At 64.9% G+C, this 26,252-nt stretch carries 24 protein-coding genes and 2 pseudogenes; 20 read left to right on the forward strand and 6 right to left on the reverse strand.

Annotated elements, in window-relative coordinates:
* Positions 1 to 33 precede the first annotated feature (33 nt).
* Genes AB4Y36_RS16495 through AB4Y36_RS16515 form a run of 5 tightly spaced genes read left to right on the forward strand, consistent with a single transcriptional unit; the run spans position 34 to position 4,165 of the window.
* Positions 34 to 1,500, forward strand: a complete 1,467-nt coding sequence (locus tag AB4Y36_RS16495; protein ID WP_368683578.1) for an aldehyde dehydrogenase family protein — start codon at positions 34 to 36, stop codon at positions 1,498 to 1,500.
* Positions 1,501 to 1,507: 7 nt separating this feature from the next.
* A complete protein-coding gene (locus AB4Y36_RS16500; RefSeq protein WP_368683579.1) occupies positions 1,508 to 2,575 on the forward strand; it encodes a maleylacetate reductase in 1,068 nt (355 codons plus the stop codon).
* A gap of 55 nt (positions 2,576 to 2,630) precedes the next feature.
* The gene (locus AB4Y36_RS16505; protein WP_368683580.1) at positions 2,631 to 3,503 is read left to right on the forward strand and encodes an intradiol ring-cleavage dioxygenase; all 873 of its coding nucleotides are present in this window, start codon (positions 2,631 to 2,633) and stop codon (positions 3,501 to 3,503) included.
* The gene (locus tag AB4Y36_RS16510) at positions 3,500 to 3,820 is read left to right on the forward strand and encodes a YciI family protein (protein ID WP_368683581.1); all 321 of its coding nucleotides are present in this window, start codon (positions 3,500 to 3,502) and stop codon (positions 3,818 to 3,820) included. Before AB4Y36_RS16505 ends, AB4Y36_RS16510 begins: the two co-directional genes overlap by 4 nt.
* A gap of 3 nt (positions 3,821 to 3,823) precedes the next feature.
* Positions 3,824 to 4,165 (forward strand): Rieske (2Fe-2S) protein, encoded by a 342-nt coding sequence (locus AB4Y36_RS16515; protein WP_368619723.1) that lies wholly within the window; start codon positions 3,824 to 3,826, stop codon positions 4,163 to 4,165.
* A 192-nt stretch (positions 4,166 to 4,357) separates the two neighbouring features.
* On the opposite strand, the gene AB4Y36_RS16520 is transcribed toward AB4Y36_RS16515, so the two are convergent.
* The gene (locus AB4Y36_RS16520) at positions 4,358 to 4,807 is read right to left on the reverse strand and encodes an ester cyclase (protein ID WP_368606562.1); all 450 of its coding nucleotides are present in this window, start codon (positions 4,805 to 4,807) and stop codon (positions 4,358 to 4,360) included.
* 243 nt (positions 4,808 to 5,050) lie between these two features.
* On the opposite strand from AB4Y36_RS16520, the gene AB4Y36_RS16525 reads away from it, so the two are divergent.
* From AB4Y36_RS16525 to AB4Y36_RS16575, 11 genes are all read left to right on the forward strand, one after another.
* Positions 5,051 to 5,776 (forward strand): 2OG-Fe(II) oxygenase, encoded by a 726-nt coding sequence (locus AB4Y36_RS16525; protein WP_368683582.1) that lies wholly within the window; start codon positions 5,051 to 5,053, stop codon positions 5,774 to 5,776.
* 27 nt (positions 5,777 to 5,803) lie between these two features.
* The gene (locus tag AB4Y36_RS16530) at positions 5,804 to 7,114 is read left to right on the forward strand and encodes a 2OG-Fe(II) oxygenase (RefSeq protein ID WP_368683583.1); all 1,311 of its coding nucleotides are present in this window, start codon (positions 5,804 to 5,806) and stop codon (positions 7,112 to 7,114) included.
* A 239-nt stretch (positions 7,115 to 7,353) separates the two neighbouring features.
* Positions 7,354 to 8,376 (forward strand): DUF2891 domain-containing protein, encoded by a 1,023-nt coding sequence (locus AB4Y36_RS16535; RefSeq protein WP_368683584.1) that lies wholly within the window; start codon positions 7,354 to 7,356, stop codon positions 8,374 to 8,376.
* Between the two features lie 171 nt (positions 8,377 to 8,547).
* A complete protein-coding gene (locus AB4Y36_RS16540; protein WP_368683585.1) occupies positions 8,548 to 8,988 on the forward strand; it encodes a CBS domain-containing protein in 441 nt (146 codons plus the stop codon).
* A gap of 241 nt (positions 8,989 to 9,229) precedes the next feature.
* A complete protein-coding gene (locus AB4Y36_RS16545; protein ID WP_069267036.1) occupies positions 9,230 to 10,795 on the forward strand; it encodes a methyl-accepting chemotaxis protein in 1,566 nt (521 codons plus the stop codon).
* A gap of 67 nt (positions 10,796 to 10,862) precedes the next feature.
* Positions 10,863 to 11,261, forward strand: a complete 399-nt coding sequence (locus AB4Y36_RS16550) for a VOC family protein (RefSeq protein WP_069267035.1) — start codon at positions 10,863 to 10,865, stop codon at positions 11,259 to 11,261.
* Positions 11,262 to 11,296: 35 nt separating this feature from the next.
* Complete coding sequence (locus AB4Y36_RS16555) at positions 11,297 to 11,551, forward strand: hypothetical protein (protein ID WP_368683586.1); 255 nt, start codon at positions 11,297 to 11,299, stop codon at positions 11,549 to 11,551.
* Between the two features lie 255 nt (positions 11,552 to 11,806).
* Positions 11,807 to 13,072: an ABC transporter substrate-binding protein gene (locus tag AB4Y36_RS16560; protein ID WP_069267058.1), complete on the forward strand. Its 1,266-nt coding sequence runs from the start codon at positions 11,807 to 11,809 to the stop codon at positions 13,070 to 13,072.
* Between the two features lie 93 nt (positions 13,073 to 13,165).
* Positions 13,166 to 14,041 carry a branched-chain amino acid ABC transporter permease gene (locus AB4Y36_RS16565; RefSeq protein WP_069267033.1) on the forward strand — a complete coding sequence of 292 codons (876 nt, stop codon included), beginning with the start codon at positions 13,166 to 13,168 and terminating at the stop codon, positions 14,039 to 14,041.
* A 23-nt stretch (positions 14,042 to 14,064) separates the two neighbouring features.
* A complete protein-coding gene (locus AB4Y36_RS16570; protein WP_069267032.1) occupies positions 14,065 to 14,991 on the forward strand; it encodes a branched-chain amino acid ABC transporter permease in 927 nt (308 codons plus the stop codon).
* Positions 14,988 to 16,508 carry an ATP-binding cassette domain-containing protein gene (locus AB4Y36_RS16575; protein ID WP_368683587.1) on the forward strand — a complete coding sequence of 507 codons (1,521 nt, stop codon included), beginning with the start codon at positions 14,988 to 14,990 and terminating at the stop codon, positions 16,506 to 16,508. Before AB4Y36_RS16570 ends, AB4Y36_RS16575 begins: the two co-directional genes overlap by 4 nt.
* Positions 16,509 to 16,539: 31 nt before the next feature.
* Here the strand turns inward: AB4Y36_RS16575 and AB4Y36_RS16580 are convergent, their stop codons facing one another.
* Complete coding sequence (locus tag AB4Y36_RS16580) at positions 16,540 to 18,282, reverse strand: Na/Pi cotransporter family protein (protein ID WP_368683588.1); 1,743 nt, start codon at positions 18,280 to 18,282, stop codon at positions 16,540 to 16,542.
* Between the two features lie 39 nt (positions 18,283 to 18,321).
* Positions 18,322 to 21,096 carry an HAD-IC family P-type ATPase gene (locus AB4Y36_RS16585; RefSeq protein ID WP_368683589.1) on the reverse strand — a complete coding sequence of 925 codons (2,775 nt, stop codon included), beginning with the start codon at positions 21,094 to 21,096 and terminating at the stop codon, positions 18,322 to 18,324.
* A 149-nt stretch (positions 21,097 to 21,245) separates the two neighbouring features.
* Here AB4Y36_RS16585 and AB4Y36_RS16590 point away from each other — a divergent pair.
* Together AB4Y36_RS16590 and AB4Y36_RS16595 are read left to right on the forward strand one after the other, a co-directional pair.
* A pseudogene (locus AB4Y36_RS16590) lies at positions 21,246 to 21,368 on the forward strand (LysR family transcriptional regulator); the annotation flags it as partial.
* A 35-nt stretch (positions 21,369 to 21,403) separates the two neighbouring features.
* Positions 21,404 to 21,583, forward strand: a pseudogene (locus AB4Y36_RS16595) (amidohydrolase family protein); the annotation flags it as partial.
* Between the two features lie 36 nt (positions 21,584 to 21,619).
* Here AB4Y36_RS16595 and AB4Y36_RS16600 read toward each other — a convergent pair.
* From AB4Y36_RS16600 to AB4Y36_RS16610, 3 genes are all read right to left on the reverse strand, one after another.
* Positions 21,620 to 22,186, reverse strand: coding sequence for an XRE family transcriptional regulator (locus tag AB4Y36_RS16600; RefSeq protein ID WP_069267027.1), 567 nt, complete (start codon positions 22,184 to 22,186; stop codon positions 21,620 to 21,622).
* 117 nt (positions 22,187 to 22,303) lie between these two features.
* The gene (locus AB4Y36_RS16605; RefSeq protein ID WP_069267026.1) at positions 22,304 to 22,696 is read right to left on the reverse strand and encodes a tautomerase family protein; all 393 of its coding nucleotides are present in this window, start codon (positions 22,694 to 22,696) and stop codon (positions 22,304 to 22,306) included.
* A gap of 92 nt (positions 22,697 to 22,788) precedes the next feature.
* Positions 22,789 to 23,673, reverse strand: a complete 885-nt coding sequence (locus AB4Y36_RS16610) for a catalase family peroxidase (protein ID WP_368683590.1) — start codon at positions 23,671 to 23,673, stop codon at positions 22,789 to 22,791.
* A 280-nt stretch (positions 23,674 to 23,953) separates the two neighbouring features.
* Here AB4Y36_RS16610 and AB4Y36_RS16615 point away from each other — a divergent pair, with 280 nt between their 5' ends.
* Complete coding sequence (locus AB4Y36_RS16615; RefSeq protein WP_368683591.1) at positions 23,954 to 24,559, forward strand: helix-turn-helix transcriptional regulator; 606 nt, start codon at positions 23,954 to 23,956, stop codon at positions 24,557 to 24,559.
* 254 nt (positions 24,560 to 24,813) lie between these two features.
* Positions 24,814 to 26,187, forward strand: coding sequence for an LLM class flavin-dependent oxidoreductase (locus AB4Y36_RS16620; RefSeq protein ID WP_368683592.1), 1,374 nt, complete (start codon positions 24,814 to 24,816; stop codon positions 26,185 to 26,187).
* Positions 26,188 to 26,252: the final 65 nt, after the last annotated feature.

The raw sequence follows: 26,252 nt of genomic DNA on the forward strand, positions 1-26,252 counted from the left end.
AGCAAGCCTTAAGCATCAACCGAGGAATGACTCATGCAAACGCAATTGTTCATCGCCGGCCGCTTCGTCGACGCCGTCGAGGGCGGCACCATCGACGTGCTCAATCCGCATGACGGCTCGCTGATCACGAAGATCGCCGCCGCCACCGCCGCCGACATCGATCTGGCCGTGGCCGCCGCTACGCGCGCCTTCCCGCAATGGTCGGCGATGCCGGCTGCCGAACGCGGCCGCCTGCTGCTGCGTCTGGCCGACGCCATCGAAGCGAACGGCGAAGAACTCGCCCAACTGGAATCGCTCGACACGGGGCACCCGATCCGCGATTCGCGCGCGCTGGACGTGCCGCGCACGGCGGCGTGCTTCCGCTACTTCGGCGGCATGGCCGACAAGCTGCAAGGCTCGGTCATTCCGGTCGAAACGGGCTTTCTCAACTACGTGCAGCGCGCGCCCATTGGCGTGGTGGGCCAGATCGTGCCGTGGAATTTCCCGCTCATGTTCACGAGCTGGAAGATGGGCCCAGCGCTCGCGGCCGGCAACACGGTGGTGCTGAAGCCCTCGGAAATCACGCCGCTTTCCACGCTGCGCATCGTCGAGCTGATGGCGGAAGTGGGCTTTCCCGCGGGTGTCGTCAACATCGTGCCGGGCTACGGACATACGGCCGGCCAGCGGCTTGCGGAACACGAGGGCGTGGGCAAGATCGCCTTCACCGGCTCGACGGCGACGGGGCGGCGCATCGTGGAGGCCTCGAAGGGCAACCTGAAGCGCGTGCAGCTCGAACTGGGCGGCAAGGGCGCCAATATCGTGTTCGACGACGCCAATCTCGACGCCGCCATCAACGGCGCGGCCTGGGCGATCTTCCACAACCAGGGGCAGGCGTGCATTGCGGGTTCGCGTCTGGTGCTGCACGAGCGCATCGCCGACGAATTTCTCGAACGCTTTGCGGCGCTCGCTGCTTCGATTCGTGTCGGTAATCCTTTGGAGCCCGAAACAGAAATGGGGCCGCTCACTTCGCTGCAGCATCTGGAGCGCGTGAAGGCCTTCGTGGACGTGGCGCGCGAGCAGGGCGGGCGCGTCCTCACGGGCGGCACCGCGCCGCAGGACCCTGCGCTCGCCAACGGCTACTACGTGCGCCCCACGGTGATCGAGGCGAAGACGCCGGACGATCGTATCGCGCAGGAAGAGGTGTTCGGCCCGTTCGTGACCGTGCTGCGCTTCAACTCCGACGAAGAAGCGCTCGCGATTGCCAACGGCACCGACTACGGTCTCGGCAGCGGCCTGTGGACGCGCGACCTCTCTCGCGCGCACAGCATCGCGGGCAAGATTCACGCGGGCATGTGCTGGGTGAACTGCTACAAGCGCGTGAATCCGGGCAGCCCGTTCGGCGGCGTCGGTCAATCGGGCTACGGTCGCGAAATGGGCTTCGAGGCGATGCACGACTACACGGAGGCCCGCTCGGTGTGGGTCAACGTGGACGCCCAGGTGCCGCCCCACTTCAAGCGTTGAGGCACGTATGGATCGCTTCGTTTATCAGGGCTTGCCGTCGCGCGTGGTGTTCGGCTGGGGCAACCTCGCGCGGTTGCCCGAAGAAGTGGACCGGCTGGGCGCGCGCCGCGCGTTGATCCTCTCGACGCCCGAGCAGCGGCCGCTCGCTGAAGAAGTCGCGCGCCTGCTCGGCGAGCGCGCCGCGGGCATCCATGCCGAAGCGGTCATGCACGTGCCCGTGGAGGTCGCGCGGGCCGCACGCGAGAAAGCGGCGGCGCTGGACGCGCAGTGCTGCGTGGCCGTGGGCGGCGGCTCGACCATCGGCCTTGGCAAGGCCATCGCGCTCGAATCGGCGCTGCCGATCGTCGCCGTGCCCACGACCTATGCGGGCTCGGAGATGACGCCCATCTACGGTCTCACCGAAGGGCGTCTGAAAAAGACCGGGCGCGACCTGCGCGTGCTGCCGCGCACCGTGATCTACGATCCGTCGCTCACGGTCTCGCTGCCGGCCGGCATTTCGGCGGCTTCGGGCATAAACGCAATGGCGCACGCGGTCGAGGCGCTCTACGCAGAGGACGCGAACCCGGTGATCAGCCTGATGGCCGAAGAATCGATTCGCGCGTTGGGCGAGGCGCTGCCCGGTGTCGTGCGTCGCCCCGACGACGCGGCGATGCGCAGTCGCGCGCTGTATGGCGCATGGCTCGCGGGCACTTCCCTGGGCGCGGTGAGCATGGCGCTGCATCACAAGCTCTGCCACACGCTCGGCGGCACCTTCAACCTGCCGCACGCGCAAACGCATGCGGTCATGCTGCCGCATACGGCGCACTACAACCACGCGGCCGCGCCACACGCGCTCGAGCGTGTGGCGCGTGCGCTCGGCGGCGCGCAGGCGGACGAAGCCGGGCCACGGCTCTACGCGTTGAACGAGTCGCTTGGCATTGCGCTTTCGCTCGCGGAGATCGGTATGCCCGAAGCGGGCCTCGACGAAGCGGCCGATCTCGCGTGTACGAATGCCTATCCCAATCCGCGACCGTTGGAGCGCGCGGCGATCCGCGCATTGCTGCAACGCGTGTGGGAAGGCTTGGCGCCGCGTTAGCCGGGCCGTGCCACGCCGCGAGCGTGGCGCGCAAAACGAAGGAAAGGAGACAACCATGTCGATGCATGACACCGAAGCCGAACGCGCCTTGACGGAACAGGTCGTGGGCCGCTTCGCGAACACACCCGACGCGCGCCTGCGCACGCTGATGCAAAGCCTCGTGCGGCACCTGCACGCTTACGTGCGCGAAGTCGAGCCGACAGAGGCGGAGTGGTTTGCCGCGATCCGCTTTTTGACCGAGACGGGCCAGATGTGCGACGACGTCGTGCGCCAGGAATTCATCCTGCTTTCCGACACGCTGGGCGTGTCGATGCTCGTCGACGCGATCAACCACCGCTACGCTTCCGGCGCGACCGATACGACCGTGTTCGGCCCGTTCTATATCGAAGGCATGCCGGAACGCGCCTATGGCGAGAACATGGCGTTCACGCCGGGTACGCCGGCCCTCGTGCATGGCCGCGTGCTGACGACCGACGGCAAGCCAATCGCGAACGCCTTGCTCGACGTGTGGCAGACGGCGGACAACGGCATGTACTCGGGGCAGGACACCGAGCAACCGCACGGCAACCTGCGCGGCCGCTATCGCACCGACGCCGAAGGCCGCTATGCGATCCGCACCATCGTGCCCGTGTGCTATCCCATTCCGACCGACGGCCCGGTGGGCCGCATGCTCGACGCCACGGGGCGGCATCCGTGGCGGCCCGCCCATCTGCACTTCATGATCACGGCGCCGGGCCACAGCACGCTCGTGACGCACCTGTTCAACCAGAACGACCCGTATCTGGATTCGGATGCTGTGTTCGGCGTAAAGCCCTCGCTGCTCGTCGACTATCGCGAGCACGCGACGGGCGAGGCGGCCGCGCAGCAGTTCGGCTTCGAGGGCGGCTTTCGCGAGGCGCGCTACGACTTCGTGCTGGAGCGCGCATGAGGCCGCACACGCGCTACTACGCCGTATTCGCCACCGACAAGCCCGGCATGCGCGACGTTCGCGAGCGCGTGCGCGCGGTGCATCGCACCTATCTGCGCTCGGCCTCGCAGCGTGGGGTGTTCGTGCGGTTGGGCGGCTCGACGCTCGCGCCGCATTGCGACGCGCTCAACGGCACGCTCCTCGTGATCGAGGCGGAAGGATACGACGACGTGATGCGCTTCGTGCGCGACGATCCCTATACGTTGGCGGGGTTGTTCGAGCACGTAGAGATTCGTCCATGGGACTGGAATCTTGGCAATCCTGAGCAAAGAGTGTGAACCATGCAGACCGTGTGCCTGTGTTGCCTTGACGATGTGCCCGACGGGGGCGCGCGCGTGATCGACGCCGCCCTCGCGGGGCGGCCGGTCGTCGTCGTGCGGCGTGCCGGCGAAGTATGGGCGTACGCGAACCGCTGCCCGCACTTCTCGGTGCCGCTCGACTACGAGCCCGGCCATGTGCCAACGTATCGCGCCCAGGTGATCATGTGCGCGCATCACAGCGCATTGTTTCGCTTCGAAGACGGGCAGTGCGTCGAAGGCCCGTGCGCGGGAGCGAAGCTCGACGCCATTCCCGTCTGGCTCGATGCGCAGTCCAACGTCGTGGCGCATTGCGGCGGCGCCTGACCGTCTTCCACGCTCGGGGCATCGATGCCCGCGCTGAGTCCGGCATGCGAATGCGCATGGCGCAGGAACAGTGCGAGCAGTTCAGGCCGCAGCCCGTCGCCGCGTTGAGCCGCGAGCGCGTGAAGGGCGAGGAGCGGAGCAAGCTGTGACATGATTCGACTCCCTATGTGAGACCTTCCATTCGCCGCGCTATCAGACCCGCTTGATGAGCCCGAGCTGCGTGAGCGCCGTTACGCCGTCGTCGAGTCCGATCTCCTCGACGATCTTGCCGTCTTTCAGGCGCAACACCGTCGTGCCGGTGAAATGCATCTTGCGGCCGCTCGCCGCCGGCAACGATCCCGCGAGAAAGTCCCCGAACGCCGGGCCCGAATGCGTGCCGCCGCCTTCCCACTGGCCCACCACGTACTCGCCTTCGGCGATCAAGTCGGCCGCGCCCCAGAAGTTCAGATTAGGGAACGCCGCGCGAAAGCCGGTCATGAACGCCTTGATGTCCTCGCGGCCGCGGCGCGGCTCGTGCAGCGAATACTTGAGCAGCATGTCCGGCGCGGCCAGCTCGTCGACGACGCCGAGGTCGCAGGTTTCGCCCCAGAAGCGCGTGAACCAGCGGCCAACGATCGCCTTGTTGTCCTCTTCCATCGACATGTTCGACTCCTTGCTGATCTCGATTCATGGCGAAGCAGGATTGCTGCGCCTGAAATGAACGATATCGACAGGCAAACCTCGTCAATACCCGTTTCTTGCCGTGACATTCGCATGGCATTCACGCCGTGGCGCGCGCCGAATTAGAGCGCAACATTCGGATCGGAACGCGCGGAGCGTAGGCGTATCGTTGGTCTGTATGGGAGATCGGCGAAAATGCCGCTTGCGAGAGGAGGGATACACGCGATGAGTACCGGGGCCACGCGGGCAGAGAAGCGGGAATCCGGAACATATGACTGGGTCGAGATCGAGCGATCGCTCGACATGCGCGGCTACGCAGTGCTGCCCCGCGTGCTGAGGCCCGAACAATGCGCGCAGCTCGCCGCCCTCTACGCGAGGGACGAGGGCTTTCGCTCGCGCATCGTCATGGCGCGCCACAATTTCGGGCGCGGGGAATACAAGTACTTCGCGTATCCGCTGCCGTCGCTGCTTCAGCGCTTGCGGCATGCGCTCTATCCGTCCCTCGCGCCTATCGCCAACCGCTGGAACGAGCAGCTGGGGATCGACACGCAGTACCCGGCCGATCTCGACGCGTTTCTCGATCAATGCCACCGCGCGGGGCAAACGCGTCCGACACCGCTCATCCTCGAATACGGCCCGGGCGACTATAACTGCCTGCACCAGGACTTGTACGGCGAGCATGTGTTTCCGCTGCAGGTGGCGATGCTGCTCTCACGCCCCGGCGTCGATTTCGAGGGCGGCGAATTCGTGATGACGCAGAGCGCGTCGAACGGTCAATGCGCCGAAGTGATTCCGCTGGACCAGGGCGACGCGGTGCTGTTCACCGTCAACCAGCGGCCGGCTGCGAACCGGCGCGGCGGCACGCGCAGGGTCGCGATGCGGCACGGCGTGAGCGTACTGCGCAGCGGCAAGCGCCACACGGTCGGCCTGATTTTTCACGATTCACGTTAGCGCGCGCACGACGCGAAGGAACGCATCATGCAACTGTTTCTCAGCCATATCAAGTCGCCGCTGGGCGATCTCATGCTGGTGAGCGACGCGCAGCATCGGCTGTATGCGCTCGAATTCTCCGATCACCGCGCGCGTCTGCATCGCGGTCTGCGCGATCGTTACGGGAGTGCCGAATTGATCGACGCCGCCGCGCCGGCTTCGATTGCCGACGCCATGACGCGCTATTTCTCGGGCGAATTGAACGCGCTCGATCCACTCCCGGTCGTCATGGCGGGTTCGGACCTGGAAGAAGAGGTCTGGGCGGCGTTGCGCCACATTCCGGCCGGCACCACCACCAGCTACGGCAAGCTCGCGAAAGCGCTGGGATTCGAAGACCCGCGCGCGGCGATCGACATCGGCGCGGCGAGCGGCGCGAATCCCATCGCTATCGTCGTGCCGTGCCATCGCGTGATTGCCAGCAACGGCGATTTGAAGGGCTACGCGTGGGGCCTGCATCGCAAGCGCTGGCTGCTCGAACACGAGAAGGCGATTGCGGCCGCGCGCGAGGTTCCGCAGACGGCACGCTCCCGGGATTTTGAAACGAATATGTCCTTGTCTATGAGTTCAGCCGCCAACACATTCGATAAGCTCGATTGGAGCGCAATCGCCGCGCAACTGGACAGCGAAGGGTATGCGGTACTGCCTCGGCTAGCTGGCGCGGCCGAGGCCCGCATGCTCGCGCGCGAGGCCGGCAGATTGACCGCGTTGCGCCGCGTTCCGCTCGACTCGCTCGATCTCGGTCGTGGCGATCTACTGTACTTCGGCGCCGCGCTGCCGCATCCGTGGGCGCAATGGCGTGCGGACCTCTATCGCCAGTTGGCGCCCATCGCCAATCGATGGAACGAGATGCTTGGCATGCCTTATCGATACCCTGCAGCGCTGGATGCATTTCTGGAGCGCAACCGTCGAGCGGGGCAAACGCAGGCGCAGTCGCATCTGAACCAGCTCCGCACCGACGACTATCTGGCGCTGCATCAACGCAGTGAAGGGGAGCATGTATTTCCGCTGCAGATGGTCGCCTTGCTCTCGGCGCCGGGGAAAGACTTCACGGGCGGCGAACTCGTGCTGACCGAGCAGCGTCCGCGCATGCAGTCGCGCCCGACGGTCGTTCCGCTCGGCTTGGGCGACGCGGCGATCATCGCCACGGCCCAGCGGCCATTCAAAGGCAGCAGCGCTTACTACCGCGTGAACCTCCGGCATGCCATCAGCCGCGTGCGCAGCGGCGAGCGCATTGGCGCCGAGTTGTCGTTCCACGACGCGCCGAAGGCGGCGAACGATCAACACGCATTCGATCTCTGAATCCTGCTGAACAGAGATTCCAGTCCGTCGCGGCGATTGCAACTAACTGCCAAGCCCGCCAACCCCAGCCATACGCCGCGCCCCAGCGCGGCGGCATTGATTCGCCTTCATGCGATGCCCATCGCCCAGGGACTTCCCTTACAAAGACTTTATCGACTATTTATCGATAAATTGTCGTGATAGATTTCTCACCACGCTGCTGATGTACGCCTTCGTTTTCCGGTTCTGATGAGCTCACGATGACCACACACCTCACCGCCGCCCATGCCTCGAAGTTCGCCTCGCTCGCGCTTGCCCACCTCACGCGCGAGTACCCGAACAAGCTGACCCACTCGCTTGACGGCCCCCAGGACGTGCAGAGCCCGCGCGCGCTGCACCCGGCCTTTTACGGCAGCTACGACTGGCATTCGTGCGTGCACGGTTACTGGCTCGTGCTGCATCTGCTCGAGCGCTTTCCCGACTTGCCCGAGGGGCCGCAGATCGTCGCCGTGGTCGACGAACACTTCACGCCGGAGAAGATGGCCGGCGAGATGGCCTACCTCACGCTCGCGCACAATCGCGGTTTCGAGCGCCCTTATGGCTGGGCATGGCTGCTCGCGCTCGCGGCGCAAGTCGACGCGCTGGTCGAATCGATGAAGCTGCCGCAGGCCGCGCGCTGGAAGGCGGCGCTCGCGCCGCTCACCGACTGGTTCGTCGAGCGCTTCGAGGAATTCCTGCCGAAGGCGACCTATCCGCTGCGAGTGGGCACTCACTTCAATACGGCGTTCGCGCTCACGCTCGCGTACGACTTCGCAAAAGCCACAAAGCGTCCGGCGCTGGCGACGCTGATCGAAGACACCGCCACGCGCTGGCACGCGAACGACGCGGGCTGCCAGGCATGGGAGCCGGGCGGCGACGAATTCCTCTCGCCCGCGCTGAGCGTGGCCCTGCTGATGAGCCGAGTGTTGCGCGCACAGGATTTCGAGCGGTGGTTCACGCGCTTCTTGCCCAGCCTCGCGGTGCAAGAACCGGTCACGCTCTTCACGCCGGCCACCGTGACCGACCGCAGTGACGGCAAGATCGCCCACCTCGACGGCCTCAACCTGAGCCGTGCGTGGTGTCAGCGCTCACTTGCACGCGCACTGCCGGCCGGCGACGCACGCGTGGCCGTCCTCAACGATGCCGCGCAATTGCATCTGGCCAGCGCGCTCGACCACGTGGCTGGGGACTACATGGGCGAGCACTGGCTCGCCACCTTCGCGACGCTCGCGCTCGAAGCATGACGAAGGCATGAAACGTGTGGGGCGTGCCGTTCGCGCGTGCCTCACGCCGCTTTCCAGACTGAAGATTGACGCGTCTGCGGTCGATATAACGGGCTGAAGCCCCGAGCTGCAGCCGGAATCGGCCGCGCATCGTCCGGCTCGGGACGTCGAACCCATTCAGGTCTGGAAGGTATGCAAGTAGAGAAATTCATGACGAGCCGTGTCGTCACCATTGGCTTCGATGACACGCTCGCGACCGTGCGCGAGATTTTCGCCGAAGCGAGCTTTCATCATCTGCTCGTGGTCGAAGACGGTAAGCTGCAAGGCGTCGTCTCCGATCGCGACCTGTTGCGCGCGATCAGCCCGTTCCTCGACAGCGTGGTCGAATCCGCGCGCGATCTCGGCACGCTCAACAAGCGCGTGCACCAGATCATGAGCCGCAAGCCGCTCACGCTGCGGCCCGAGTCGAGCCTCTCCGACGCCGTGGCCCTCTTTCTGTCCAACAAGATTTCGTGCATTCCCATTGTGGATGCCGAATTCCGTCCTGTTGGCATCGTGAGCTGGCGCGACGTGCTGCGCTATCTCGTGCCGATGGACGAGGGCGAGGCGGGTGCGGAGCCAGCCAGCGCGTGATGCGGATTGATTCGTACGCGTCCCATATATTGGTCTGTATTACGAAGCGTTGCTAACGATCGTGCTTCTTTGCAGCAAACCATAAAGTTCGCAAGCTCTCCTGCCGTTGTTATGTACTGGGCGCTTAATCAGCCTGAACGCCCGGGCTGCACTGGATAAGCGCACCGGAACAATCAATGAAAAACGACTGGGCCACGCGCGGCCTCCAGAGCCGCGCGCCCCAACGGAAGAGAGACCAGGAATGCTTCACAAGCTGTCGATACGCGCGAGCCTGACCCTGATGATCGCCTTCTTCGGCATCGTCCTGATTGTCGGCGCCGCCACAGGACTCCTGTCGATGCGAGCGGGCAACGAGTCGCTGCGCACCATGTACACCGTCAATACGCCGGCCGTCGCCGACCTCGAAGGCAGCGCCGGCCAGTTGCTGCGTCTGCGCCTCGCGCTCGCCACCAACGCATCGCTCTCCGATCTCGGCGACCACGATGCCGCGGACGCGGTGCTCAAGCGCTACGACCAGTACCTGAAGAACTCGAACGAGCGTCTGGACCACTATCTGTCGATTGCGAGCGGAGAAGGCGAGGCGCAGGATCTGATCGCCGACATGCAGGCCAGGCGCAACAGCTTCCTGCACGATGGCCTCGAGCCGGCACTGGCGGCGCTCAAGGCCGGCGACAAGACCGCATTCCAGGAACTGCAGGGCCACAAGCTGCCGTCGCTCTACAGCAACTACGAAAAGGCGATGCTCGTACTCGAGAAGCGCCAGATCGACCTCGGTGCGCAGCGCTACCAGGAAGCGCAGGACCGCTTCAACGCAGTGAGCGTCGCGGTGGGCGTGGGCATGGTGCTCTCGCTGCTGTTCGCGTGGATTGGCCGCGCCGCGCTCATGCGCGCGATCGTGCATCCCGTGGACGCGGCCATCGCCCAGTTCCAGCGTATCGCCGCGGGCGACCTGAGCGGCACGGTGCAGACGACGAGCAACAACGAAATGGGCCGCCTGCAGGCCGCGCTGCGGCAGATGCAGGATGCACTCATCAAGACGGTCAGCAGCGTGCGTGAAGGCGCGCTGTCGATCGACAAGGGCGTGAGCGAGATCGCGGCGGGCAATACGGACCTTTCGCAGCGCACCGAGGAGCAGGCTGCCTCGCTCGAGGAAACGGCGGCGAGCATCGAAGAGCTGACCTCCACCGTCAAGCAGACCGCCGAAAACGCACGCCAGGCCAGCACGCTCGCCGAGGGCGCTTCCGGCCTCGCCGCGCAGGGCGGCGCGCTTTCGCGCGAAGTGGTCGGCACGATGCAGGACATCGTGGGCGACTCGCGGCGCGTGGGCGAGATCGTCGGCGTGATCGAGGGCATTGCGTTCCAGACCAACATCCTCGCGCTCAACGCGGCGGTGGAAGCGGCGCGCGCGGGCGAGGAAGGGCGCGGCTTCGCGGTGGTGGCGAGCGAAGTGCGCTCGCTCGCGCAGCGCAGCGCCGCGGCGGCCAAGGAGATCAAGGAACTGATCGAGTCGTCGACCTCGCGCGTGGAAACGGGCGCGGGCCTCGTCGAGCGCTCGGGCTCGACCATGAGCGAAATCGTCGAAGCGATCGCGCGCGTGAGTGCGATCATGAACGAGATTGCATCGGCGGCTGCGGAGCAGAGCACGGGCATCGATCAGGTCAACGTCGCCGTGGGACAGATGGACCTCGTGACCCAGCAGAATGCGGCACTCGTTGAGCAGGCAACGGCTGCCGCGTCGTCGCTCGAAAACGAAGCGCACCGGCTGAACGCCGCGGTTTCGGTGTTCCGCGTCGGCCGCACCGGGTAACGCAAACGCTGCAGGGTGTGATCCGCCGGTTATAGTCGTGTATTCACGACTGCGGAGTGCCAGCACCATGCAGCTTCTCGATCACGTTTCGATCGGCGTGCCCGATCTCGACGCTGCGCGTCCCTTCTACGATGCGATCATGAATGCGTTGGGTGCGCTCAAGGTCTACGACCGCCCCAACGCGCTCGGCTACGGCGAGCGTTGCGACGCCGCCGAAACGCAGTCGTCGTATCTTTCCATCTACCTGGACGCCAGCGCCATCGAGCCGAACAAGCGGCACTGGTGCTTCAAGGCCGCTACACGCTCGCAGGTCGATGCGTTCCATGCAGCCGGTCTCGCTGCGGGCGGCCGCTCGGATGGCGATCCAGGCTTGCGGCCGCATTATCACGCCGACTATTACGCCGCCTTTCTCATCGATCCTGCCGGAAACCGGGTCGAGGCCGTGTGCCATACTGCATCGGCCTGAAGTTGCGCCTCACGCGAGGCGCGGGAGATGGGGACATGCCGGGCACTGGCAAATACTGGTTTCGAGCCAAACGCTATGGCTGGGGGTGGGGACTTCCGCTCACCTGGCAGGGGTGGGTGGTGCTCGTGGCGTATGTCTTGTCGATTGCCTTGAGCGCGGTACTTTTTGAACCGCACGGGCGGCCGTACGCATTCGCGGCATTCGTGATACTCGCCACGCTCGCGCTTTCGGCGGTCTGCTGGCTCAAGGGTGAGCCGCCTCGCTGGCGCTGGGGCAAGGACCGCGAGTGAGCGTCTCGTCCCCTGATGCGTTCAGCGAGCGCGAACGTGCGCGAGGTGCTGCGCGCATCGTTCGCAGCCGCGCGGGCAAGCGCGTTTTCTTGCCGCTTTGCACCATGAAATCAGCACGTTATCCGTATGTTACCTGTCATCGTTTTTCCCGATTGAGCGTGTAAAGGCGGGTGATACTGTTGGGGGCACATTCTTCAAAGCAGCTTTGAAGCGGGCAGATGTTCTTCAACGATCCAGGCGAATCGGAGATGCATGATGTCCTGTAACGGCGTGTGGCGAAACCTTCATCGCGTAGCGGCGACGGGTATGGTGGCGGCAGGGCTGGGCCTCGCGGCCGGCGCGCATGCCGCGGGCGACCCGATCAAGATCGGCGTGATCAGCGAGGAGTCCGCGGTGGCGGGCGCCTCGATCAGCAAGGCGGCGCAGCTCGCCGCGGACGAGATCAACGCGAGCGGCGGCGTAGATGGCCGGCCCATCCAGATCATCGCCTACGACGACCACTCGTCGGCCTCGGACGGCGTGCGAGCTTTCCAGCGCGCCGCGACCCAGGACAAGGTCGTCGCCGTGATCGGCAGCTATATCAGCGAAGTGGCGCTCGCCATGGAACCCTGGTCGGCGCGGCTGAAAATGCCCTTTATTACGCCGGGCGCCGCGAGCAACGATATTTCGAAGCACGTTCACGACGACTACGACCACTACAAATACACGTTCCACGGCTGGATGACGTCGGCATTCATCGCGCAGTCGATCTGCGATTTTTCGCACGATATTCTCGTCGGCCAGTTCAAGATGAAGTCGACGGTCGTGATGAGCGAGGACGCGGCATGGACCAAGCCGCTCGACGAGCGCTTCATGGAATGCCTGCCCAAGGCCGGTCTTCAGGTGCTGGATCATATCCGCTTCAATCCGGATACTTCGGACTTCACACCAATTTTCAACCAGATCGAGGCCAAACACCCCGATACGATCACCACGGGCATCAGCCACGTGGGCGTGCAGCCGACGGTGCAATGGCACGATCAGCAGGTGCCGATCCCGATGTCGGGCCAGAGTTCGCAGGCCACGACCACGAGCTTCTGGAAGGACACGAACGGCGCGACGGAGGGCGTGATCACGGCTTCCGCCGCGGCGCCGGGCGTGGCGATCACGCCGAAGACGGTGCCCTTCGCGGATGCGTACCAGAAGAAGTTCGGCGTATCGCCAGCGTATTGCGGCTTCTCGACCTATGACCTCGTATACATCCTCGCGGATGCGATCAAGCGCAACAAGGGCTCGACCGATCCGGACCAGATGGTCGCCGCGCTCGAGAAGACGGATTACGTCGGCACGATCGGGCGCTGGGAATTCTACGGCAAGAACGACACGTTCACGCACGCGCTCAAGTACGGCCCGGGCTACATCACCGGCATCAACCTGCAGTGGCAGGACGGCAAGCAGATCGCGATCTGGCCCAAGTCCGTTGCAAACGGCAAGGTCAAGTTCCCGACCTTCATCAAGCTCCAGCAGGCTAGCGCAAACTAGCTTCGCGTAGTGCGTCGCGCGGTGCGGCCCTTCGTCTGACGATGGGCCGCATGGCGCATGTTGCGACACGCCAATCCACCTGAAAGGCCGGGCATGCTGCTCTTGCAGATCCTCATCGACGGCTTTGCCATCAGTTCGCTCTACGCGCTGGGCGCCATCGGCTTCACGTTGATTTTCGGCGTCTCCGGCATATTGAATCTCGCGCATGGTGGCGTGATGCTCGTCGCCGCGCTGATGGGCTGGATGCTCGCGGGCGAGGCGGGCCTCGGCACCTATCTCGGCACGCTGCTTGGCGTGGTCGCCGGTCTCATCGCGGCCTATGTTACCTACCTGATGGTGGTGCGGCCTATCCAGCGTTCCGCTGCGATTCCGGCCGAAGAGAAGGAAATCTTCGTGCTCACCGGCACCTTGCTGTGGGGCATCATGATCCAGCAGGGCATGGCTTGGCTCTTCACCGACAACCCGGTGACGATGCGCCCGCTCATCGGCGGCGTGGCGATGATCGGCAGCGTGCGCGTGCCGTTCAACGAGATCATGATCGCCGTGGTCTGCTGGGCCGTGATCGGCCTCCTGTGGCTCTTCGTGAATCGTACGCGCGCGGGCAAGGCGCTGCTCGCCGCCTCGATGAATCCGCGCGGCCTCACGCTGCTCGGTTTCGAACTCTCGCGCATCTATCTGCTTGCGTGGACCATTTACGGCGTGCTGGCGGGCATTGCGGGCGTGCTGCTGGCGTCGTTCCTCGGCGTGAGTACGAACAACGCCGGGCAACTCACGGCGAGCGCTTTCTCCATTGTCGTGCTGGGCGGACTTGGCAGCGTTTCCGGATCGTTGATGGCCGCGTATGTGGTCGGCTATCTGGAGACCGTCACCGCGTATCTCGTTGCGCCGACGCTGCGGCCGCTGCCTGCGCTGCTGCTGCTGGTGCTCGTCGTCTATGTGCGGCCCCAGGGCTTCCTGGGTCGTCGCTAACGGAGCGAAGGGAGCACATCGACATGTCCGGTCTTCTTCGTTCGCGTGGGGTGTGGGTGGCCGTGTTGCTCGCCGTTGCGGCGGCCACGCTGCCGTGGTGGATGTCGGGGTACATCCTCGGCGTGCTCACGGTCGCGTATTACTTCGGCGTATTCGCGATGTCGTGGGACCTGCTGTTCGGTTTTGCCGGCGAGGTCAATTTCGGCCCGACGTTCCTGATCGGTCTCGGCGCCTATTCGGCGGCGATCATCGACGCCCATTGGGGGCTGCCGATTCCTGTTTGCGTGATCGCGGGCGGCCTCTTCGCGCTGGTCGGCGGCCTGCTGCTCGCGGTGCCCGCGCTGCGGCTGCGCGGCCCGTACTTCGGCCTCGTCACGCTCGTGGCCGTGCTGCTGCTGCAGAACGCCATCGTGATTTTCGCGGGCGTGACGGGCGGCGAGATCGGCATGATGGTGCCCGACGTGATGTCCGTCGACGCCAACCACAACTACTGGATCGCGCTGGCGTTTCTGGTCGTCTGCGCGATCCTGCTGTTCGGTCTCTCCCGCTCGGCAATCGGCCTCATCTTGCAGGCGAGCGGCCAGGACGCGACCGGTGCGCAGGCGCTGGGCTTCAACGTCACGCGGCACAAGCTCGTGGCCTTTTGCATCAGCGCCGTGTTTTCGGGCGTGGCCGGCGCGATGCTCGTGTTCTATCAAGGCACGGCTTCGGTGAGCACGGTGGTGGACCTGAGCGTCGGCGTGCAGATCATCATCGCGGCCGTGCTCGGCGGGCGCCGCACGATACTCGGCGCCGTGCTCGGATCGATCTTCCTGATCGTGGCCGGCGAATTCCTGCGCCCACTTGGCCAACTCAACACGTTCGTCGTCGCGGCCGTCGCGCTCGCGGCGCTGCTGTTCTTTCCGGACGGCCTGCTCGGCAACTTGCTGCGTACGAGGGCCCGCCAATGAACGACACGCCGCTGCTCTCGGTACGCGGGCTGACCAAGCGCTTTGGCGGTCTCGTCGCGGTGAAGGACATCGGCTTCGACATCCGGCCCGGCGAGATCCTGGGCCTGATCGGCCCCAACGGGTCCGGTAAGTCGACGGTGATGAAGCTCATCATGGGCATCGAGCGTCCCAACGCGGGCTCGGTCAAGGTGAACGGCGTGGAGATGGCCGGCTGGGCGCCGCACCGCATTGCGCGCGCCGGTGTGGGCATCGTGTTTCAGCATTCGCGCCCGCTGCATCGGCAAACGGTGCTGGAGCACATCAAGCTCGCACTGCTGCCCGACTCGCTCGTCAAGCTCGCGGCAGAGCCGCATGTGCATCAGCGCGCGCGGGAGATTGCCGCGCGCGTGGGTCTGGCCGCGGTCATGCACCGGCACCCTGCCACGCTGCCGTTCGCGGACCTGCGCCGCATGGAGATGGCGAAGGCGATAGCACGCGACCCGCAGGTCGTGCTCGTCGACGAGCCCTTCGCAGGACTCACGGTTGCGGAATCGGAGGCATTCTCCGAGCTGATTCGCGGTTTTCGCGCGGAGGGGCGCGCGGTGCTGCTGGTCGATCACAACGTCAAAAGCCTTTCAGCGCTCGCCGACCGCGTGCTCGCGATGTACCTCGGCGAGCACGTTGCCGAAGGCACGGCGGAAGAGGTGATGCAAAACGAAACGGTGCGCCGCGTGTATCTGGGCAGCAAGCTGGAGCTGCGTCAGCGCTCGAGCGTCGCGGGCGACGCGAAGCGCGCCATCCTCGAGGTTTCGGACTTGCGCGTGCTGTACGGCAAGGCATGCGCGCTCGACGGCGTGAGCCTCAGCGTGCGCGAGGGCGAGTTCGTTTCGGTGGTCGGCCTCAACGGCGCGGGCAAGACCACGCTCTTCAACGCGCTTTCAGGCCTCTTGCCGTACAAGGGGACGATCCGCTTCGACGGGCGCGATCTGAAGGGCATGAGCGGGGCGGCCGTCTCGCGCGCGGGCCTCGTGCAATGCCCGGAAACGCGCGAGCTGTTTGGCGACATGACGGTGCGCGAGAATCTCGAACTCGGCGGCTATCATCTCTCGGACAACGTGCGCAAGAAGCAACTCACCTGGCTCTACGACCTCTTTCCGATCCTCAAGTCGCGCCAGAGCCAAACCGCGCGCACGCTTTCGGGCGGCGAGCAGCAAATGCTGGCCATTGCGCGTGCGCTCATGCCTCAGCCCAGGCTGCTGATACTCGACGAGCCGACGCTCGGGCTCGCACCCGTGATCCTCGAACAGCTTTCGAAGGCGCTGGACGCGCTGCAGCAGTCCACGCCCATTACGGTGCTGCTGGGCGAGCAGAACGTTCGCTTCGCCCTGCCGCACGCGGACCGCGTTTATGTGCTGGAACATGCGCGCATCGTCTGGGAGGGGAGCGCTTCGCGCTTCGAGACGGAGATGGGGCGCGGCTTTCTCGAAGCGGTGCCCACGACCGTTCCTCATGCACTGACCTCGGGCGCGCCGCGTTGAAGGCCACGCGCGGCATGCGCGCGCCGCGTCTTCACGCCTGAGCTTCTGCCTCGGTCTCGGCCATGGCCTCTGCGCTTTCAGGCTCCAGCACTTTCACGTCGTGTAGCCACCGCGTGGCCTTGGCGATGGCCCGGGAAAGCCGCGCCACCTCGTTCAACTGCTCGATCACGTCGTTGGCGAAGCGGAAAAGGAACGCCGCTCCCTCGTTGCGCAACTGCAGTGCGGACATGATGCGCTGGCGCGCCGAGTCGGACTGTGCTTCGATTTCCGGCTTGGCGTTGACGATGCCCGTCACGACGTCGGCCTCCGGGTGCGCGATCATCTGCACGGCAAGCGTGAAACGCTCGATGACGGACCGGGCGAATTGCACCAGCTCAGGGTTGTTCGCCAACACGGTCACGTCCGCGCTTTGCGCGGCGCGCCTCTGACTCAGCGCGAGCATGCTCGTGGTGGCCACTTCCCGGATGGCGTCGAGGCAGGTGGCAATTCGCGCGAGATCCACCAGTTGCCGGCCTTCGTCGTCGCTTTGCACGGCATCCGAGAGCTTGCCGATATAGGTGAGTATGGCAGTGCTGAGCGAGTCTGCCGCCTTGTCTTCGTTCGACACCGTGGAAAGCGCCTGCGTGGAGCTTTCGACCAGCAGCGTGGCGCTATGCTCGACGAGAATCTGCACGAGCTTGCCGAGCGAAGCCAGTTCGAGTTGCACGCGGGCAATGGCGAGCGCTGGCATTTCGACCAGCGTTTCATCGAGGTAACGCGGCACGCCGGGGTCTTGCCACCCTTCGCGGCGTGCCGGGGCCAGGCGTTCGGCGAGCTTCGCAATGGGCCCCGTGAACCAGATCAGCACGAGGGTGCTGAACACGCTGAACACTGTGTGTGCATTGGCGGCCTGCCGCGGCGTTTCCGCCGCGAGGCGCGCAGCGCCGGTCAGCTCGGGCGCGGAAGGCGAGATCATGCGCACGAAATCGGCGAACTGCGGAATGACGAAGGCGAAGAACAGCACGCCAAGCACGTTGAAGATCAGGTGGACGATACCGACTTGCGCCGCCTCCGCCGACTTGCCGATTGAAGCGAGCAGCGCCGTGCCACAGGTGCCCACATTGGCGCCGAGTATCAGCGCAATGCCCGACTCGAGCGGAATGAGCCCCTGGCTGCCTAGCGCGATCACGATCGCGAGCGTGGCCGCCGAGCTTTGCACGATGGCCGTGAACACCGCGCCGATCACGATGCCGATGAGCGGATTGCGCATGTTCTGCATCGCGTCGATGAACGGCTGGTAATCGCGCAGGGGCCGGGTCGCGTTGCCCATCATTTCGATGCCGAGAAACAGCAGACCGAGGCCGAGCAGCGCGCCGCCCAGTTCGCGCAGCGTTTCGCGCTTCGCGAAGCCATAGAGCAGGAAGCCGCCGCCGAGCATGAACGGCGTGAGCGCGGAGATATTGAACGCGATGATCTGCGCGGTGAGCGTCGAGCCGATATTGGCGCCCATGATCATCGGGATGGACTGCATCAGCGTCATGAGCCGCGCGGAAACGAAGCCCACCAGCAGTACCGTGGTGATAGTCGACGAATTCAGCAGCGCCGTGATGCCGGCGCCCGCAAGCACGCCGCGAAAGCGGTTGGCGGTGAGCGAGCCCAGCAGCGATTGCAGGCGCGCGCCGGCGATCGTTTTGAGCGCGCCCGTCATCAGATCCAGCCCGAACAGGAACAGGGCGAGCCCGCCCACCAGCAGTCCGGTCACCTCGACCAGGTTCAGGTTCGCACCAGGCAGCATGGCATTGGGCCCTCGCTCTCGAGACGGGACGAAACGATTCTACGCGTCATGGTACTGCCTTGTTGGCGCGCCGCGCGGTTGCGGGCTCACGGACTTCTTCAGCGCCGGTATCGAACGAATGACGAGCTTCTCCAGCTCCACCACGAGGAAGAACAGGATCGCACCCGCCACGAGCCAGAGCCAGGTCGAGAGCGGCAGGGACTCGGTATTGAACACCGCGTGAAAGGGCAGCGTATAGGTGAAAAGAATCTGCAGCACGACGACAGCACCGATGCCGTACCAGAGATACGGGTTGCCCATGTGCGCCCGCACCGACAGCGCTGAATTGAGCAGCGAACGGCTATTGAGCAGATAGAAGACTTGTCCCAGCGTAATGGCGTTGACGGCGGCCGTGCGCGCCATCGAATCCGCCACGCCCTGCGACTTCATCCAGAAGAATGCCGCGAGCGTATAGAGCACGAGCGTGGCGCCGACAAAGAGAATGCGCCACACGCCGAATGGTGTGACGATAGGACGGTCGATCGAGCGCGGCGGGCGCTGCATCACGTCGTTCTCGTGAGGCTCGAAGGAAATGACGAGGCCAAGCGCGACGGACGTGACCATGTTCACCCACAGCACCTGCGGCGCGGTGATCGGCAGCACGAAGCCGAACAGGATCGCGATGGCAATCACGGCGCCCTGGGCGATATTGGTGGGCAGCATGAAGAGCATGGCCTTTTCGATGTTGTTGTAGACCGTGCGCCCCTCCTTGACTGCCGCCGAGATCGAGGCGAAATTGTCGTCGGCGAGGATCATGCCCGCGGCTTCCTTCGTGACTTCCGTGCCCTTGATGCCCATCGCCACGCCGATATCCGCCTTCTTGAGCGCGGGCGCGTCGTTCACGCCGTCGCCCGTCATGGCGACCACCTGCCGGTTGGCCTGGATCGCCTTCACGAGCCGCAGTTTGTGCTCGGGGCTCGCGCGCGCGAACACATCCACGTCGCGCACACATTCCTGCAGCGCGGCGTCGTTCATCGCCTCGATCTCGGTGCCCGCCACGGCCGTCTTGCCGTCGCCGATGCCGAGCATGCCCGCGATCGCAGCGGCCGTGACCTTGTGGTCGCCCGTGATCATCGTCACGCGGATGCCGCCGCCGTGGCATTCGCGCACCGCATCGATCGCCTCCTTGCGAGGCGGGTCCATGAGGCCCACGAGACCGAGCAGCACGAGCGTCTTCGGCAGATCCTGCGGGCCGAGGTTGCCCACTTCGAGGCCGGGATCGGGTAGCCAGGCGAGCGCCAGCACGCGTTCGCCCTGCGAGGCGAGCCGCTCCCCTTCGCGCGCAAAGCGCTCGCGGTCGAGCGGCGCGGGGCCGCTTGCGGTTTGCTGGCGGTCGCAATTATCGATGATCACCTCCGGCGCGCCTTTCACGAGCAGCATCTCGCCTTGCGCCGAGCGGTTCAGCGTGGCCATGAACTTGTGTTCGGACTCGAAGGGAATGCCGTCGATGCGCGGCGCTGCGGCGGCCTCCGCACTGCGGTCCATGCCGAGCTTGCCGGCGAACGGGTAGAGCGCGCCCTCCGTCGGGTCGCCTTCCACTTTCCATTTGCCGTCTTCTTCGAAGAGTCCGGCGTCGTTGCACAGCATGGATACGCGGCCCATGAGCGTGAGCACCTCGGGCCGTTCGGCGCCGAGCGCCTTCCCGCCCGCGCGCACTTCGCCTTCGGGTGCGTAGCCGTCGCCGGTCACTTCATAGGGCGCGTCGGCCGTCACGACCGAGGTCACCATCATTTCCATGAGGGTGAGCGTGCCGGTCTTGTCCGAGCAGATGCGCGAGACGGACCCCAGCGTTTCGACCGCGGGCAGGCGGCGGATGATGGCGTTGCGCTTCGCCATGCGCTGCACGCCGATGGCGAGCGTGATGGTGATGAGCGCCGGCAGGCCTTCCGGGATCACCGAGACCGCGATGCCCACCACCGCCTGGAACAACTGGATGAAGGTCATGTGGCCGAGCCAGTGGCCCCATGCGAAGAGCAGCACGCTGATGATGCCGATGGCGATCGTAATGACGTATCCAAACTTCTTGATCTGGCGGAGCAGCGGCGTTTCCAGCGCGCTGACCTCGGCCAGCATCTCGTTGATGCGGCCAAGCTCCGTCTGGCTGCCCGTCGCCACGACGATGCCGGTTGCGCGGCCCGAGAGGACCATCGTGCCGGAAAAGGCCATATTCTCGCGATCGCCCACGGTGGCGTGCGCCGGCACCGCGCCGGTGTTCTTCTCCGCAGGCACGGATTCGCCCGTGAGCGCCGCCTCTTCCGTGCGCAGGTTGCGCGCCTCGACGAGGCGGATGTCCGCGGGGATCTTGTCGCCCGATTCCAGCAGCACGATGTCGCCGGGCACGACCTCTTCGGCGGGGACGAGGCGCACCTCGCCGGCGCGCAGCACGCGCGCCTCCGCGGAGAGCATGTTGCGAATCGAGTCGAGCGCTTTCTCGGCGCGCCCTTCCTGCAGGAAGCCCAGCAGCGAATTGAGGATGACCACCGCGAAGATGATCGAGGCGTCGAGCCACAGGCTCAGCATCAGCTTGATGAAGCCCGCCGCGAGCAGCACGTAGATGAGCACGTTGTTGAACTGGGCAAGCAGACGCACGAGGGGACCACTCTTCTTGCCCTGGGGCAGGACGTTTGGCCCATAGGTGCCCAGGCGCTGCGCGGCGTCCGCCACATCGAGCCCTTGCGACGGATTCACGCTGAGCTGGCGCTCGATCTCGGCAGCGGGCATGGCGTGCCACTGTACTGCGCCCGCACCTGTTGCCGCATTCTCGGCAGAACTCATCTTCGCCCCCTTGTTGCGCAGAGATTCAACGCAATAGTAAGTTTTTTTCGCAACAGGCACGCGCAACCTGGTGCGCGTGCAGTTTTGGTTCGAGGCTGCCGCCGTGGGATGTATGGCAACATCTCCCTGCCACCCGCCCGAGTCATTCCATGCGCATCACGCCACTGCCTCCGCTGCCCTGTCTCGTCGCGTTCGAAGCCGCCGTGCGTCACGCCAGCTTCACGCGTGCGGCTGCCGAACTGCACCTCACGCAAAGCGCGATCGGCCGCCAAGGGGGCGGGCGGTGTGGCTTCGCCGACGGATCCCATCAACGATACGCAGTGAACTGAAGGGCGAACTGGGCGTGATCGCGGCGGGTGCGATTGCCGATATGGTCGTGCTCGATGGTAATCCGCTCACCGACATCGGCATGGTGGCCGGTGAGGGCGAGCGGATTGAATATGTGCCGCAGCGAGGGAAGATCGTGAAGGCGCGGGTGGAGGGATGAGCGCCCACCCTCGGTTAGTTGTCCAAATGCTCGCAGTCAGCGACGCACGAGCGCAACAACGTACACGCACGGGCCCTTGCCCGGATTGAAGAACGCGCAGTCGGCAGGCGGCCCGAGCTGCAGGCAGTCGCCGGCTTCGAGCGTGTGAACCTGCTCGCCTTCCTCGAATACCAGCGTGCCGCTGCGCACCCAGATCTGCTGATGCTGGAACGTGAACGCCGACGCCGGATACGCAACGCGAACCCCGCCCGGCAACGCGATCTCCACGAGGTCGAGCATGCCGCCGTTGCGCGGCGAGACGGCCCGGCGTGTGTAGCCGGTTTCGGGGTCTTGCCAGATCTGCTGGTCGGCGGCGCGGCTCAAACGCTCGCCGGTTTGCTCCGCGAGCGCGAGCAGCATGGACAGCTGCAGGCCAAAGGCACCCGAAAGCCGGCCGAGCACGGTAGCGGTAGGACTCGCTTCGCCGCGCTCGATCTTGCTGATCATCGCCTTGGAAACGCCCGAGCGCTCGGCCATGTCCGCGAGCGACCAGCCGCGCGATTCGCGCTCGATGCGCACGCGCGTGGAAATGGCGGAGGTGGGGTCGGTGAGCGGTCGGTCCATGAGTCGATTATACGGGCCGGCTTGTGGCGTATCGCTCAGGCGCAGAGATTTTGAATGGCTCCTCGCCGGTGCGCGACTGTTGCTGCAGTTTTACCGTGGCCCCCCCACCTCGCGACGCTATGTCAGTTCCCGGGTGATGAACTGCGCGCGCCCGCGGCCGAAGGACCAGTCCGCATCGTCGTTCTCGACGATCGACACGATGACGTCGTCCGGCGAAATGCCGCATTGGGTTTGCAGCTTTTCGACGAGCAGGCGATAGAACTCGACCTTTTGCGGCTCGGTGCGCTTGCGGCTCACCGCCGTGAGCAAGATGACGTCTCTCGATCGTGTGTACCCGAGTCCGGTGTCTTCCACCACCAGTTCGCCGGGACGATGCTGGTTGACGCTCTGGTAGCGATCGGTAACGGGTACATCGAAGGCCTGGACCATGGCCTCATGGGCGGCGTCGAGAAGCGCCCGCACCTGTTCGTCGGTGCGGCCCTCGATGATGTCGAATTTGAGCATTGGCATGTGAACTTCTCCTTGAGTGGGACAGCGTGAGGGTGGCACTCCGATAGCCCGTCAGACCTGGAGCGCCTGGATTCACGATTTGAGTTTGGCGACTATTGCTGGCGGCGTGCGAACGAGACCGGGTAGGCAGCGGAACGCGCATTGATCATCGGGTCTTCGACTTCGATGCCGGCCGGCAAGGCGTTGGGAAGGAACAACAGACTACGTTGGGCCGCCTGATTGTCCGCCACGCCTTTCGTGATCGAGATCGTGCCCAGTTCCACGGTGCGATGCGCGCTCGACCACGCTACGGACGGATCGTCGAGCTTGTCGCCCGCTTGAGCGATCTGCAGAACGAGACGGAACCGCACGGGCGCATGCGATACGCGCTGGCGGATTTCCGACTGCAGGTAGTCTGGCGCCTTCTTTGCTGCGTCGGCATCCGCCAGGTAGTGCGCGCCGCCAACCGGCAGGATTTGATAGCGCCCGTACGTCACGACGCCCTTCGAATCAATGAACCTGAACGTGTTGACCCCGAAGTAGGGCAGTGACGCATAGCTGCGCGGGTATGGCTTGTGGGCGGTGAGGAATGCCTTTGCCACCGGATGGCTGCCCAGATAAACGTCCAGCGGAGTCGGCTTCGGTGTGTTCGGGCCACTCGTTCCGAGGGCAATCAGCAGATCGCGGAAATCGTCGGCCGTCGCGGAAGGAAACCCGTTGAACGAGTGCGCGACGATATCGGTGTCGCTGCCGTCCGGCAGCTTGAACTTGATGGCCATGCCGCGAGGGGACGCAAGGGGATGGTCGTCGGAAATATCGGGAATGCCGCCGAAGTTCGAAAACCGCACGACGACGGGGACAGTGGTCTGGAAATGCGGCGCCTTGCTCACAGCCGGCGCGCTCGCGCTGGGCGTGAAAGTGCCCTCGAGCACGATGCCTTTCGCATGCACCGCCCGCGCGTACGGATGCTTGCCGAATACCCCATTCAGGGCGTCCACGAGTTGTACCGGGGTCGACTTCTGAGCGGGCGGGGATGCCGTTGTCTGGGCATTCGCGGCTTGCCCCGTCGACAGGGCTAACAGGATCGCTAACGAAAAACGGGGCACGGATCGGTTCATGCTTGGGGACTCTTCGGTTGGATGAGGGCTGGACGAGACAGCGCAAGTCTAGTCGATATCGACAATAATGACAATTATATATGTCATTATGGTTAATATGGTCCCGTCCAGGGCGGGGCTATAATCGCCCGCTACGCCTGCTGATCCACACCTCTTTCCCGTGACTACCAAGAACGACGTCTTGCGCGCGCTGCAACGAGAACCGTTGACTGTCGTCCAACTCTGCGAGCGGCTTGCCGTGACGCGCACGGCGATCAACATGCAGTTGAAGCAACTGGAAGCGGAGGGGCTCGTTCAACGGCGGAAATTGCTGCAAACCGGGACTCCGGGAAAACCGGCAGTCCTCTATGAGGCCGCGCCGGGCAGTGAAGATGCATCGTCGAGCGCGTACCCCGGGTTCCTGCTCGGCCTTCTCGCCACACTCAAGCATCGGTTCGACGACCGTGAGCTCGAGGAAATCCTCACGGAAACGGGCCGCCGCCTTGCGCAAGAGAACGGCCTGCCCGCATCACGCGACTTCAAGACGAATCTCGCCGACGCCATGGCAATCGTCGACGCGCTCGGCGCGCACACGGAAGCCGTCCCCGATGGTGACGCAATCATGGTCCGCAATTACAGCTGCCCGGTTGCGGGTGCTGTGCGTGAAACGCCATGCGTATGTCGCGCGCTCGCAGCGTATTTTTCCGAGGCGACTGGCCGCCCGGTCAGCGAGCACTGCTTACGCGAAGGCCGGCTCATCTGCCAATATCGCATCGCCAGGAAATAACGGGACCACGCTGCCCGCGCCGCGCCGATCGGAGCCCGGCACGCGCCAACTGCAGCGCTGCGTCCCGGCAAACATACGCCACCCGGTCGAGCGGGACAAATGACAATCCGTGATGGGTGGCATCACATTTAGTGAAGCCGGCAGGCGAAGTTCGCCCGAGTACTTTCCACCAACACCGGATCAATCCCAGGTTTCACCAGTATCCGTTCGTCTACTATAGTAGATGGCATCGAGCGCGCCCAAAAGGAGCCGGCATGCCACGTGAAATCCGTCTGAACGCTTTCGACATGAACTGCGTGGGCCACATTCAGCAAGGCTTGTGGACACATCCGCGCGACCAGTCGAGCCGCTATACGGAACTCCAGTACTGGACCGACTACGCGAAGAAGCTCGAACGGGGCCTCTTCGACGGCATTTTCTTCGCCGACGTCGTCGGCGTGTACGACGTCTACGGCGGCAATGCCGACGCCGCGCTGCGCGGCGCGGTGCAGGTGCCCGTGAACGACCCCACGCTCGTCATTCCCGCCATGGCCGCGGTGACGCAGGATCTGGGCTTTGGCGTGACGGCCAATCTCACGTATGAACAGCCGTTTCTGTTCGCGCGGCGCATGTCCACGCTCGACCATCTCACGGGCGGGCGCATCGGCTGGAACATCGTGACGGGCTACCTCGACAGCGCGGCCCGCGCCATCGGCATGAACGGCCAGAACGCTCACGACGACCGCTACGATCTGGCCGACGAATACATGGCGCTCGTCTACAAGCTCTGGGAAGGCAGCTGGGACGACGACGCCGTCGTCAACGATCGCGCCAGCGGCATCTACGCCGATCCCGCGCGCGTGCGGATGATTCATCATCGCGGGCCGCAATACAAGGTGGATGCGATGCATCTGTGCGCGCCGTCGCCACAGCGCACGCCGGTGCTGTACCAGGCGGGGTCGTCCACGCGCGGCAGGCGTTTCGCCGCGACGCACGCCGAATGCGTGTTCATCAACGGTCAGAACAGGGAAGGCGTAAAGGAGATCGTCGGAGACATTCGGGCGCAAGCGGTGCAACTCGGGCGCGCGGCCGACGACGTGAAGGTCTTTCTGGGCGCGACGCTGATCGTCGGACGCACGGATAGCGAAGCGCGCGAGAAGTTCGACGAGTACCGGCGCTACGTGAGTTCGGAAGCGGCGCTCGCGCACGCGGCGGCGTCGCTTGGCATCGACTTCGCGCGTTACGACCTCGACGAGCCCATCGAGACGGGCAAGAGCCAGGCGATCGTGTCGAACGTCGAGGCCATGACGCGCAGCGCCGGGCCGCAATGGACGCGCCGCAAGCTGCTCGAGCAGATGGTGCTTGGCAGCCGTCAGGCGCCGTGGGTCGGCTCTGCGCAGAGCATCGCGCAAACGCTGATCGAGTGGAGCGAAACGGCCGGCGTGGATGGCTTCAATCTCTCGCGCACGGTGGTGCCGGAATGCTTCGACGACGTGGTCGAATTGCTGGTGCCTGAGCTGCAAGCACGTGGCGTGTATAAAAGCGCGTATCGTGAGGGCACCCTGCGCGAAAAGCTCTCCGGCCGCGCGCGCCTGCCGGCCTCTCACGCGGCAGCGCAGTATCGCGGTGCGCGCGTAAACGAGGCATGAGCGAGGCATGAGCCACGCATGAAAATCGGGCACTGAATTCCCGCTACGAGGAGACCGCGGCAAGC

Source organism: Paraburkholderia sp. BR10936, from assembly GCF_040965735.1.
In the GTDB taxonomy this organism is placed as follows: Bacteria; Pseudomonadota; Gammaproteobacteria; order Burkholderiales; family Burkholderiaceae; genus Paraburkholderia; species Paraburkholderia nodosa_A.